Origin of the sequence: Paenibacillus sp. MABNR03 (genome assembly GCF_050455445.1) — a bacterium.
GTDB lineage: Bacteria > Bacillota > Bacilli > Paenibacillales > Paenibacillaceae > Paenibacillus > Paenibacillus xylanilyticus.
Genome location: NZ_JBCIYR010000003.1, coordinates 766,425 through 778,782 on the forward strand (window position 1 = coordinate 766,425; position 12,358 = coordinate 778,782).

14 protein-coding genes are annotated in these 12,358 nt (G+C 47.9%); all 14 read left to right on the forward strand.

Annotation, left to right across the window (positions count from 1 at the left end; genetic code table 11):
- The first annotated feature begins 16 nt into the window (after positions 1-16).
- The 14 genes from spoIIIAF to dxs all read left to right on the forward strand — a co-directional run bounded on the left by spoIIIAF (position 17) and on the right by dxs (position 12,297).
- A complete protein-coding gene (spoIIIAF, locus tag AAIH57_RS18645) occupies positions 17-883 on the forward strand; it encodes a stage III sporulation protein AF (RefSeq protein WP_430022615.1) in 867 nt (288 codons plus the stop codon).
- 16 nt (positions 884-899) lie between these two features.
- Complete coding sequence (gene spoIIIAG / locus AAIH57_RS18650) at positions 900-1,538, forward strand: stage III sporulation protein AG (protein ID WP_175395596.1); 639 nt, start codon at positions 900-902, stop codon at positions 1,536-1,538.
- A 66-nt stretch (positions 1,539-1,604) separates the two neighbouring features.
- On the forward strand, positions 1,605-2,438 hold the full coding sequence (locus tag AAIH57_RS18655; RefSeq protein ID WP_175395595.1) for a SpoIIIAH-like family protein: 834 nt from the start codon (positions 1,605-1,607) through the stop codon (positions 2,436-2,438).
- Positions 2,439-2,576: 138 nt separating this feature from the next.
- Complete coding sequence (gene accB / locus AAIH57_RS18660) at positions 2,577-3,044, forward strand: acetyl-CoA carboxylase biotin carboxyl carrier protein (RefSeq protein ID WP_175395754.1); 468 nt, start codon at positions 2,577-2,579, stop codon at positions 3,042-3,044.
- Between the two features lie 56 nt (positions 3,045-3,100).
- Entirely contained in the window at positions 3,101-4,444 is a 1,344-nt protein-coding gene (gene accC / locus AAIH57_RS18665) for an acetyl-CoA carboxylase biotin carboxylase subunit (RefSeq protein WP_175395594.1), read from the forward strand.
- Positions 4,445-4,667: 223 nt separating this feature from the next.
- A complete protein-coding gene (locus AAIH57_RS18670; RefSeq protein WP_024630996.1) occupies positions 4,668-5,078 on the forward strand; it encodes an Asp23/Gls24 family envelope stress response protein in 411 nt (136 codons plus the stop codon).
- 145 nt (positions 5,079-5,223) lie between these two features.
- Positions 5,224-5,763: an alkaline shock response membrane anchor protein AmaP gene (amaP, locus tag AAIH57_RS18675; protein ID WP_175395593.1), complete on the forward strand. Its 540-nt coding sequence runs from the start codon at positions 5,224-5,226 to the stop codon at positions 5,761-5,763.
- Between the two features lie 14 nt (positions 5,764-5,777).
- Positions 5,778-6,011 (forward strand): DUF2273 domain-containing protein, encoded by a 234-nt coding sequence (locus AAIH57_RS18680; RefSeq protein WP_175395592.1) that lies wholly within the window; start codon positions 5,778-5,780, stop codon positions 6,009-6,011.
- A 219-nt stretch (positions 6,012-6,230) separates the two neighbouring features.
- On the forward strand, positions 6,231-6,683 hold the full coding sequence (gene nusB / locus AAIH57_RS18685; RefSeq protein ID WP_175395591.1) for a transcription antitermination factor NusB: 453 nt from the start codon (positions 6,231-6,233) through the stop codon (positions 6,681-6,683).
- A 46-nt stretch (positions 6,684-6,729) separates the two neighbouring features.
- Positions 6,730-7,587 carry a bifunctional methylenetetrahydrofolate dehydrogenase/methenyltetrahydrofolate cyclohydrolase FolD gene (gene folD / locus AAIH57_RS18690; protein ID WP_430022616.1) on the forward strand — a complete coding sequence of 286 codons (858 nt, stop codon included), beginning with the start codon at positions 6,730-6,732 and terminating at the stop codon, positions 7,585-7,587.
- An 8-nt stretch (positions 7,588-7,595) separates the two neighbouring features.
- Positions 7,596-8,960, forward strand: a complete 1,365-nt coding sequence (gene xseA, locus AAIH57_RS18695) for an exodeoxyribonuclease VII large subunit (protein WP_175395589.1) — start codon at positions 7,596-7,598, stop codon at positions 8,958-8,960.
- Complete coding sequence (gene xseB / locus AAIH57_RS18700; protein ID WP_175395588.1) at positions 8,950-9,207, forward strand: exodeoxyribonuclease VII small subunit; 258 nt, start codon at positions 8,950-8,952, stop codon at positions 9,205-9,207. The genes xseA and xseB overlap by 11 nt, the downstream gene beginning before the upstream one ends.
- Positions 9,200-10,105, forward strand: coding sequence for a polyprenyl synthetase family protein (locus AAIH57_RS18705; protein WP_175395587.1), 906 nt, complete (start codon positions 9,200-9,202; stop codon positions 10,103-10,105). Before xseB ends, AAIH57_RS18705 begins: the two co-directional genes overlap by 8 nt.
- Positions 10,106-10,389: 284 nt before the next feature.
- On the forward strand, positions 10,390-12,297 hold the full coding sequence (dxs, locus tag AAIH57_RS18710) for a 1-deoxy-D-xylulose-5-phosphate synthase (RefSeq protein WP_175395586.1): 1,908 nt from the start codon (positions 10,390-10,392) through the stop codon (positions 12,295-12,297).
- Positions 12,298-12,358: the final 61 nt, after the last annotated feature.

Consider the following 12,358-nt stretch of genomic DNA (forward strand, 5'->3'; position numbering starts at 1 on the left):
GAAAGGAGCTGGAAGGATGGGGTGGCTGAGCAGCTGGCTCCGGGAATTAATCATGATCGTTCTGCTGGCAACATTTGTGGATATGCTGTTGCCCAATCGCTCCATGGAGCGTTACGTCAAGCTTGTGCTGAGCCTCCTTATCCTCCTCACGCTCCTGTCGCCCATCACCAAGCTCCTGCGGAGTGATCCGGTGGGTGAACTGAAGCGGGCCATGACAGCCATGGATTCGCCAGCTGATGGGAATGTCACACTGGAACAGATTCTGGCACAGGGCAGAAGGTTGCAATCGAATGAGCAGGAACAATCGCTGCAGTGGACGGCACGAGAACTGGCAAATGTGATGAAAGGACAGATCGAGGAAACGACGGGAGAGCGTGTTCAATCCGTAGAAGTCCAGTTGGTCATGTCAAACCTTCAAACCAACACAGAAGCTTCTTCCGCGGTGGATCTGCCTGTGATTGAAAGAGTCATGGTGGAAATGTCCTCACCTGGAAGTATCAAGCAGAATGATTCTGAACAGCAAGATGAGGCGGTAAACTCCAGTCCGGTGTTCGAGTCTGAAAATGGTACTGGACCTAATGCACCCTCAACCTCCCCGAAGCCAATCGAGATAGGACAGGTACAGGTGCCTGAAGTTCAGATTGAGGTGGGAAAAGAGAGGGATAACCCAGATGAAGCGAATGAAGGTTCTCCCGATCAGGATGAAGCGAATGGAGCAGAATCCGAGCCTGTTAACGGTGCTTCCGGAGGCAGTCACCAAGAAGAGCAGAGTTCATCCCGCTCAGAACGGGCCGTACAGATTATTACACTGCTGACCGAAAAGTGGGATATCGATGCGACCAAGGTACAGGTAATGGAACAGAAAAACGCTGAGGCGCTGTAAAAAAGGAGGGTATCCGATGAAGCAATGGCTAAAAAAGATTGAAGCCCTGCTCGGCGGTGGGGAAGGCGGAGCCAGGCGAAGCCAGACGTTCCGCTGGCTTATTATTCTGGGCTTGATCGGGGTAGGAATTATGCTGTTCAACTCGTTCGTCAATGTTAAAAAAATTGATTCCGAGAACATCGGCCGGGAACCTCCAGATCCGGTAGCATCCATGGCATCTTTACCAAATGATCCGGCAGATCAAAATCCATTTCAGGCCATAGAATTTGCATTTGAAGACAAGATCAAAGGCGTGCTTGAAAACATCGTTGGTGTAGGAACTGTGGATGTCATGGTCACCGTGGATTCAACCGAGGAACTTGTCGTACAGCGCAATGTAAAAGATTCACAGCAACTTACTGAGGAGACCGATGCCAACGGGGGTAAACGGCACATGACCCAATACACCCGGGATGGCGAGATCATTACTTATGAAAGCTCAGGGGATCAGACACCGATTGTTACGAAAAAACTCAAACCACAGATCAGGGGGGTGCTCGTTGTTGCCAAAGGCGCCGAAAACAAGGTTGTAAAAGATCTGATTACAGATGCCGTGGAAAAAGGACTGAATGTCGCAGCTTACCGAATATCGGTTGTTCCGCGTAAACAGGACTAGTCAAGATCGATCATTTGCATGGCCCATTATCATATGAATCAAGCTAATTTTGAGGAGGAAGTTCTTATGAATAACAAACGCCAAACGGTATGGCTCGTTTCCATGCTGAGTCTGATGGTCATTTTATCCGCTTACTATCTGTTCACTGAGGATTCAGGGCCGGTTAATGCACCAGTTGCCGAGAGTCAGCAGGTGGATGGCATGAAGGAGGGGGAAGTGAAAGAGGCAGCCGGCATCCTTGATCCTACAGAGGGGCTGGTTATGAACGAAGTAGTTCATGAGGGCGAAGTAACAGGTACAGATGCTGCCGAGCAGCCAGCTTCCGAGTCGACTGAAAATCCAGCGGCCACAGATGGGCAGGAAGCTGCTGAAACGGAGCAAGCTCCTGCAACTGAACCGGGGGCTAGCGAGGCAGAAGCAAATCAAGAAACGGATAAAGGGACAACTACAGCGCCTGACGCTGCAGGCAGCGAAACAGAGGGAAGTGCAACCAAAACGGATGAAGAAGTATTGAAGGAAATGGAAGAACAAAATACAGCAGCATCCGCCAGCAGCCAGTTCCAGAACTATCAATGGCAGCGTGAAGAGAGCAACAATCGTAAGTATGAGGAGCTTATGACGATCGCCGGCGATCTGAGCAAAACGCCAGAGGAAAATGCCAAAGCGACTGAAGAGCTCCGTACGCTGGAGGAAAAAGAAGCCAAAATCAACGGCATTGAAGAAACGTTGTCCCAACAGTTTGCCAACGCGATCGTACAAGAAGATGCTGACAAGTATAAAGTGGTCGTGCTTAGTGATAAACTGGATGTAAAGCAGGCGGTTTCTATCGTGGATCTGGTCATGAAAGAGCTTGCTGTAACGCAAAACAAAATCAGCGTGCAGTACGTAACGGAACAGTAATCCAATCCATGGAGAAGTGCCCCGGGAGCTTGTTAAAGTCTCGGGCTCTTTCCATTTTTAATGATTATGATATAATACATAAAGCCATATGACCGTCCTAGTGAGACTGGCATGATGCCGAAGGAGTGAATAATGGAAATGTTTAAATTGAGTGAGATCAAAGAACTGATCAAACTGGTGGATGAAAGTTCCGTTCAGGAGTTGGAAATTGAAAATGAAGGGTCACGTTTGTCGATCCGCAAACCGGGTAAAACCGAGTACGTTCAGGCAGCTGCGGTTCAACCGCAAGTGATTGCTGCTCCTCAGGTGCAACAACCTGCTGCAGTGGTAACAGAAGCAGCTCCGCAAGTCGATACTACAAGCCATTTACATAAAATTGTATCTCCGATGGTGGGTACTTTTTACAGAGCTTCCTCGCCGGAAGCGGGTCCTTTTGTAAGCGTTGGTGATAAAGTTGTTGATAAAACAACGGTATGTATCATTGAAGCGATGAAGCTGATGAACGAGCTTGATGCCGACATCAAGGGAGAAATCGTTGAAGTGCTGGTTGAGAACGGACAGCTGGTCGAATATGGACAGCCCCTGTTCCTGGTTAAACCGGAATAACGGTAAATCGCCGGAGAGCGGCAACCGCATGAGCTTCGAAGGAGGACAATAACGAAATGAAATTTCAAAAAATACTAATTGCGAACCGTGGCGAGATTGCGGTACGTATTATTCGTGCCTGTCGTGAGCTCGGTATTTCGACAGTAGCGGTCTATTCGGAAGCGGACAAGGATTCATTGCATGTACGTCTTGCAGATGAGGCTTATTGTATTGGACCTACACTGTCCAAGGACAGCTATCTGAATTTTACAAACCTGATGAGTGTAGCGACATTGACCGAATGTGATGCAATACACCCTGGGTATGGATTCCTTGCGGAGAATGCCGATTTTGCGGAAATTTGTGATTCCTGCAATATTACCTTTATCGGTCCTTCCCCTGAAGCGATAACCAAAATGGGTGACAAGGCTGTCGCGAAGCAAACGATGAAAGATGCAGGCGTTCCGGTTATTCCGGGATCTGACGGTCTCGTCGAAAGCATGGAAGAAGCGATTATGATTGGCCGGGATATCGGCTATCCTGTCATTATCAAAGCTACCGCAGGTGGCGGAGGTAAAGGAATCCGTATTGCGGAAGATGAAGAAGCGCTGATCAAGCAGATTACGGCTGCCCAGCAGGAAGCACAGAAAGCTTTTGGCAATGGCGGAGTTTATCTCGAGAAGTTCCTGACAGGTATGAAACACGTGGAAATTCAGATCATTGCGGACAAGCACGGGAATGCAGTACATCTAGGCGAGCGTGATTGTTCTGTTCAACGCCGCCGTCAGAAGCTGGTGGAAGAAGCTCCTTGTCCTGTTATTAATGAAGAAGTACGAACACTGATGGGTGAGGCCGCAGTACGCGCAGCACTCGCTGTGAACTACTCGGGAGCAGGTACACTTGAATTTTTGCTCAGCCCTACTGGGGAGTTCTATTTCATGGAAATGAATACGCGTATTCAAGTGGAACATCCGGTTACGGAAATGGTGACAGGTGTGGATCTGATTCGTGAAATGATTTCGGTTGCTGAGGGTAATCCATTGTCATTCCGTCAGGAAGACGTTGTGATCAACGGCTGGTCGATCGAATGCCGTATCAATGCCGAAGATCCGGATCGAAACTTCATGCCTTCGCCAGGTAAGATTGGCTTCTATCTTGCACCAGGTGGTCCAGGTGTGCGCGTGGATAGTGCAGCGTATCCGGGCTATACGATCTCTCCATTTTACGACTCCATGATTGCAAAATTGATTGTATGGGGTGCGAACAGGGAAGAGGCAATTGCCAAGATGAAACGTGCGCTCGGTGAGTTCGCCATCGAAGGCATCTCCACTACGATTCCTTTCCATCAGAAATTGCTGGAACATCCAACGTTTATTCGGGGTGATTTTGATATTAAATTCCTCGAGGAAAACGAGATTTAACAGGCATATTGGACTTGTTTGTCATAAACTAGCCCAAATGATATAGTATGTAATAATAAGAGCGCATGTCTCCTGCAAGGGATAAGCCCGCACATTTGTGGTGAAGTTTGCAGGAGTTCCGGTAAAGCCGGACCGGAAGGGTGCCCTGAGGCCATCAAGCCCGTAGGACAGCGCCCTGACGGATGGCCGCAAACTTATTACGCGAAAGGTGTGTTGAACAGTTATGAGTACACTGCCGACAGAATTTGAACGAACGGATATCGGTGAAATCCAGATCGCACCTGAAGTTATCGAAGTGATCGCTGGACTGGCTACGGTTGAGGTAAAAGGAGTAGCTGGCATGAGCGGCGGTTTCGCTGGTGGATTTGCTGAATTGCTTGGCCGCAAAAACCTCTCCAAAGGCGTAAAAGTGGAAGTAGGTCAACGTGAGGCTGCAGTGGATGTATCGGTTATCATCGAGTATGGTTATCGTCTTCCACAAGTGGCAACTGAAATTCAACAAAATGTTAAACGTTCCATTGAGAATATGACTGGATTGAATGTGAACGAGGTTAATGTGCATATTCATGACGTTCAGTTCAAGAGCACCGAGAAAGTCGAAGAGATTGACCTGAACAGTCAGCGTGTAAAATAAAAGAAGACAGATTCCCCCGGCATAGCTGCCGGGGGTTATCCCGTCTTGGACAGGTGTTCATGGTGATCTTTTCCATGAGGGCTGTTGATTTAATGCATAGTACTGGTTAAGAGCAATGTAGTGAGCAAGGGAGGCTGTGCAGTTCGTGGCGAAAATACTGGATCGGCTTCTGTTGTTTATATACAGCATAAGCGTTGGAGCAATATCGGCAGTTGTTATTCTACTCATTAGTGGAGTACTGCCTTACGAATTGAATTACCAGCAAGAACAGAACGTCATTGTTGCGGCCGTTATTGCAGCTGCGATTTTGTTTATCCTGAGTTTGCGCTTTTTTTACATCTCGGTACGGCGTGGACGTGCTTCGTTGCCATCTGTAGATCAGCGTACGGAATACGGTGATGTGCAGATCTCAATGGAGACGATTGAAAATCTCTGTCTGAAAGCGACTTCCCGCTTCCGGGGAGTACGTGATGTCAAGGCACGTATTCGTGTGGTTGAATCGGGATTGGAGATCATGATCCGTGCAGTGGTGGATGGCGAGACACCCATTCCAACGCTGACATCGGATTTGCAAAAGGCGATACATGATCATGTACATGAGATTACGGGTATTCCGGTGTCTTTTGTTACCGTGTATATTGCCAATGTTACCCAGTCGCCTAACTACAAGAGTCGAGTGGAATGAGGTGAGTTTCACTGATGCTGTGGAGAGAGATTTGGGATAGTCACAGAGGCCGGATAACCGGAATTGTGGGCGGCATCTTTTTTGGATTTCTTTATTTGTTTACCGGGTTTTGGGATATGTTGTTCTTTGCACTCTTGGTGTTCATCGGTTATACGTTAGGCAGACGAAGCGATTCGAAGCTGGGCTCTTTCATTCCCTGGAGGGAATGGGGACAATGGCTCGGGGAGCGCTGGCGTCCGTTTAAGTGAGCCACCTGAACCCTGCAATATGTTTCTTCCGAAAATAGAGCTTAGTTTAATATGCCCGTTTTTTGGAGGAAACGTACTGCAGGTTTTTTTGTGAAAAGGGATAACAATAACAATACCGTGAGGGCCACTCCAACATGCGTCAGAAATGTGATGCGCGATGGTTCTTTTATTTTAAAATAAGCATGATGACGCTCCAAAGAGCGCTGCAGGAGGCAGGACATGAAAAGACGTTTGGCAAGGGAAATTGCAGTACAAAGTCTGTATCAGATGGAAATGAATGAAGTAGGTGCAGCAGAAGCGGTTAATATGCTGATTAATGAAGCTGCAGACGAGAATGAAACTGAAGTTGTCATTCACGATGCAGATGTGATGCGCAGCTATGTAACCGAAATTGTGCAAGGAGCATGGAATCACAAGGAAGCTATTGATGGATTGCTTGTGGACTATCTCAAAGGCTGGCAGATCAGCCGTCTGTCTCGTGTAGACCGCCAGATTTTGCGGCTGGCAACCTATGAAATGGTCTTCCGTGATGATGTTCCGGCCAAAGTATCGGTCAATGAAGCGATCGAACTGTCCAAACATTTTGGAACAGATGAATCCGGGAAGTTTGTCAACGGTGTGCTTGGACGCATGATCCAGGAAGTTAGCACGATCAAAGAAAAATTGTCCTAAACTTGCGATTTACTTATTAAAGTTCACATAAGGGAGAGAGAGTACAATGACAGTATCTATTATTAACGGTAAAGAAGTGTCCCAGGAGATCCGTGCAGGCATAACTGAAGAAGTAAAGCAGCTTAGCGAACAGGGGGTTGTGCCTGGTCTGGCTGTTGTGCTCGTCGGGGAAGATCCGGCATCCCAGGTATATGTGCGGAATAAGGAAAAAGCTTGCCACGATCTCGGGTTCTACTCCGAGGTACATCGTCTGGATGCAAATACATCCCAAGAGGATTTGCTTGCTCTGGTGGACAAGCTGAACAATCAAAAATCGATCAACGGTATTCTTGTTCAGCTTCCATTACCGAAGCATATTGAGGAGAAAGCCGTTATTGATGCCATTGCGGTTGACAAAGACGTTGACGGTTTCCATCCGGTCAATGTTGGTAATCTTGTGATTGGTGATGACAGCTTGCTGCCATGTACTCCTGCTGGAGTGATTGAACTGATCAAACGGACAGGTCTTGAAATGTCGGGCAAGCATGCTGTAGTCATCGGACGCAGCAATATTGTCGGAAAACCGGTATCCTTGCTGCTTCAACGCGAGAATGCAACAGTTACAATGTGTCATTCCCGCACGGCTAACATGAAAGAAATTACACGTCAAGCGGACATTTTGGTAGTGGCGATCGGTCGTGCAAACTTCGTGGATGCCGATTATGTAAAACCAGGCGCTGTAGTCATCGACGTTGGCATGAACCGTTTGGACAATGGCAAATTGGCTGGAGACGTGGATTTCGAGAGTGTGAAGGAAGTCTCAGGTCCTATTACGCCGGTTCCAGGCGGCGTAGGTCCGATGACAATCACCATGCTGATGCAAAATACACTGATCGCTGCCAAACGCGCTCACGGATTGGCCTAGGTTTAACCGTGGCAGAGCGGCAGATCTACTCCATCAAAGACCTGAATCGGTATATCCGGATGAAACTGGAATCCGATCAGGTCCTGTCGGACGTCTGGCTGCGTGGAGAGATATCCAATTTCACACATCACTCCAGCGGTCACATGTATTTTACATTGAAGGACAAGGACAGCCGAATTAAGGCGATTATGTTCGCGTCCCACAATCAGCGATTGCCCTTTGTACCAAAAGAGGGTGCAAGGGTTGTTGCTCGTGGCAATGTCTCGGTGTATGAGCGGGACGGTCAATATCAATTCTACGCCACTCATATGCAGCCTGACGGTATTGGAAGCCTTTATCTGGCCTATGAGCAGCTGAAGAAGAAGCTTGAGGAAGAGGGGCTTTTCTCTTCGTCCAGAAAACGGGCTATTCCTCGGTATCCCGGAACGATTGGTGTTGTTACCTCACCTACGGGAGCTGCAGTACGAGATATCATGATTACATTGCAACGCCGATATCCTTCTGCCAAAGTGCTTTTGTATCCCGTATTGGTACAGGGCAAGGGCGCTGCGCCTTCGATCGTAAAAGCTATTCGCAATCTGAATCTTCTTGGTGAGGCTGATGTGCTGATCGTGGGCCGAGGCGGGGGCTCACTTGAGGAGTTATGGGCTTTCAATGAAGAGATGGTCGCAAGAGCCATCGTAGGTTCAGACATTCCTGTTATTTCTGCAGTAGGACACGAAACGGATTTTACCATTGCAGATTTTGCAGCAGATCTGCGTGCTGCGACGCCTACAGCTGCTGCTGAACTGGCCGTACCTAATCGTGCCGAGTTGTTGGACCAGATTGCGCTAAGGCAGCGTCAGCTCCAGCATAGTCTTCGTCAACGTGCTGTCCATAACCGTGAGCGCCTTGCGAGATTACAACGTTCGCCGGTCCTTGTTCATCCAAGGCGGACATTGATGCAGCACACCGAGCGATTGGATATGATGCATCAGCGCCTTTTGAGGACTGTGGATACACGAGTGAAATGGACTGCAGAAAAACAGGAGCGTCTCCGTGCAGCCCTGCAGCGATTTAATCCACGAGAACAAGTCAATACAGCACAACGTGAGAATGCGGCAGCACGTCGTCAGCTGGAACTTGCGATGAGGTCTATCGTCAGATCAAAGCAGCAGCAATGGAAATCTTCCGTACGCCATCTCGATGCTCTTAGCCCGCTAAAAGTCATGTCCCGCGGATATAGTCTGGTATATGACGAACAGGAGCAGAGGCTAATCAAATCGTTAAAGGAAGTACAGCCCGGAGATTCTATCAAAATCAAATTAACAGACGGACAGCTGGACTGTCAGGTTTGGGGAATGAAGGAGGACGACAACATCCATGGCGAATGAACCGGAACTGAATTTTGAAGAGGCAATGGCGGCACTTGAGGATATCGTGGCTCAGCTGGAGCATGGAGATGTTCCGTTGGAGCAGGCGATTGATCTGTTTCAGCGAGGCATGAAACTTTCGCAGCTGTGCGGACTCAAGCTGGAACAAGTGGAACGTAAGATTGAGATGATCGTAGAAGAAGATGGGGAACTTCGCAAGAAGCCGTTCGGAGCTACCGAAGTTGAGAGCGGTGAAATTAATGAGTAGTCGTCTTTCCTTTGAACAATATCTTCAAAATACAACGGATCAGGTAACGGAAGCATTAAAGGAAGTTATTCCAGTTCACTGGGATGTACCTCAGTCCTTACGTGACGCGATGCAGTATTCACTTATGGCCGGAGGCAAACGCCTTCGTCCTCTTCTGGTCGTCGCTGCGGCGGAAGCCCTCGGTGCGCAGCGTACAGCTGCGTTTCCGGTAGCCTGCGCCGTGGAAATGGTACATACCTATTCTCTTATCCACGATGACCTGCCTGCAATGGATAATGATGACTACCGTCGGGGAAAATTAACGAATCACAAGGTTTATGGTGAAGCAACGGCTATTCTTGCTGGAGATGCCTTGTTAACGCATGCTTTTTATTGTGTTGTGCAGGCTGGCCGCAAGAGTGGTGTGCCGGCAGAAGCATTGCTTTCCATTGTTGAAGATCTTTCCGAGCTAGCTGGGGCCCGCGGCATGGTAGGCGGACAAGTGGCTGATATGGAAGGCGAGCAGGGAATGACGGATCTGGAACAACTGCAATACATTCATATGCACAAAACGGGTGACCTGATCGTATTTTCCTTACTGGCTGGTGCTCGTATCGGTGGCGCAACTGAGGGGCAATTAGAAGCATTGCGTGTGTTCGGACGTGATCTTGGTCTAGCATTCCAGATTCAGGATGATATCCTCGATCTCACTGGGGATGAACAGAAAATGGGCAAGAAAACCCAAAGTGATGTGAATCAGCAAAAGGTGACTTATCCATTCTTTATTGGCATGGAAGCTTCACTGGAGCAGGTGAGACTCCTGACACAATCAGCAAAAGACGCCCTTGGCAGAGCTGAGTTGCAAGATTCATCGCGTTTGATGGAAATTGCTGATTATTTAATGCGCAGAGATCACTAGGCACTTGCCATGAAACTCTTTTGTTGCTGATTCGTAAGATTCAGATCGGTGTAATTATATTAATGTGCTTTTTGCACACCGTTTGTACTTTTGACATTACGGATACATAATGATGGGTCAATCCATTTGGCTTGCTGGCGAAAATGCTCGTAAACTGGAGTATGGTGCCGCAAATTATGATTCCTGTTCTTTTATGTTATAATGATTTAATGTCATTTAATAAATTATGTAATAAAAAGCATTACCCAAACAATCAAACAATCTAGGAAAGCGGGGAGATTCTCGTGCTGCTTCCACAAATTAAACAACCCAGTGATCTAAAATCGTTGTCCCAGGATGATCTTGTTTTATTGTCCGCAGAGATTCGGCAGTTTCTGATTGAGAAATTGTCCGTGACCGGGGGGCATCTGGCACCGAATTTAGGCGTGGTTGAGCTCACGGTAGCCCTGCACTACTGCTATAACAGTCCGGCAGACAAAATGATATTCGATGTAGGGCATCAGGCGTATGTGCATAAAATTCTTACCGGACGAATGGACCGTTTCGATACGTTGCGTCAGCACAATGGATTGTGCGGATTTGTCAAACGTAATGAAAGCGAACATGATGTATGGGAAGCTGGTCACAGCAGTACTTCATTGTCTGCAGCCATGGGGATGGCGCTTGCGCGTGATCTCAAGGGTGAAGAGAATCAGGTCATCGCCATGATTGGGGATGGGGCGCTTACGGGTGGTATGGCCTTCGAGGCACTCAATCACATTGGTCATGAGCAGAAAAAGCTGATGGTCATTCTTAATGATAACGAAATGTCCATTGCTCCCAATGTCGGGGCGATGCATAAATATTTAAGCAAAATCCGTTCCGATCGTCATTATCTAAAAGCCAAAGATGATGTGGAAGGAATTCTCAAAAAGATTCCTGCCATTGGAGACCGTCTGGCCAAATCGGCGAGCTGGATCAAAGACAGTGTCAAATACATGATGGTTCCGGGTGTCTTGTTTGAGGAACTGGGTTTCACTTATTTGGGACCCATAGATGGACATGATATTCCCAAATTGATTGAAACGTTTAAACAGGCGGATAACGTTGAAGGCCCTGTCCTCGTTCATGTTCTTACAACCAAGGGGAAAGGATACCAGCCTGCTGAGGCAGACTCACACAAATGGCATGGTATCTCGCCGTACAAAATTGAATCCGGTCAGGTTCTTAAGGCAGTGGGCAAACCAATGTATACCGAAATATTCGGGCAAACACTGGTTGAGCTTGCCAAGGAGGATCAGCGAATTGTGGCTGTTACACCTGCCATGCCAACAGGCTCAGGACTTATTCCGTTCAGCAAGGAATTCCCGGATCGCATGATTGATGTGGGGATTGCTGAACAGCATGCTGCAACCATGTGTGCAGCACTTGCCATGGAAGGGCTGAAGCCGATCTTTGCTGTATATTCTACGTTTATGCAGCGTGCTTATGATCAGATCGTGCATGATATTTGTCGCCATAACGCCAATGTGATTTTTGCCATCGACCGTGCGGGTTTTGTGGGACCAGATGGTGAGACACACCAAGGGGTTTATGATGTGGCCTTTATGAGACATATCCCGAACATTGTACTCATGATGCCAAAAGATGAGAATGAACTGCGCCATATGATGAAGACGGCGCTTGATTATAATGAAGGCCCGATTGCTTACCGGTACCCTCGGAACAATGTGGTAGGCGTACCTATGGATGAGCAGCTCGTACCGATTCCAATCGGTACATGGGAACAGCTGCGGCCATCTGAAGGCTATGCCGTCATAGCTTCAGGTTCCATGGTTCAAATCGCTGAAGAAGCAGCCGAAACCGTCAAAAAGGAAGGCATTACAGCTGGAGTTATCAATGCCCGTTTCCTCAAACCACTCGACGAACAAATGCTTCGTGATCTGGCGGTTCGTGGCACGAAACTGATTGTGCTTGAAGAAGCTTCGCAAGCGGGCAGTATGGGTAGCGCTGTTCTTGAATTTTACGCTGAGCAGGGTCTCCATGATGTACATGTTCAGCTTATGGGCATCCCGGATCGCTTCATTGAACACGGCAGCATCAACGAACAACGGGCTGAGGTTGGACTTACTGTGGAAAATGTATGTGTGCAGTTGCGCAGTTTGGCAGCTCAATCCTCTTATGGTATGTCGAGAACCCGTTTTCCTTCTTAATTGAAAAGAAAACATGGATGTATCATCAAAATAAAATGAATGAACGATAGGATAGGAGAAA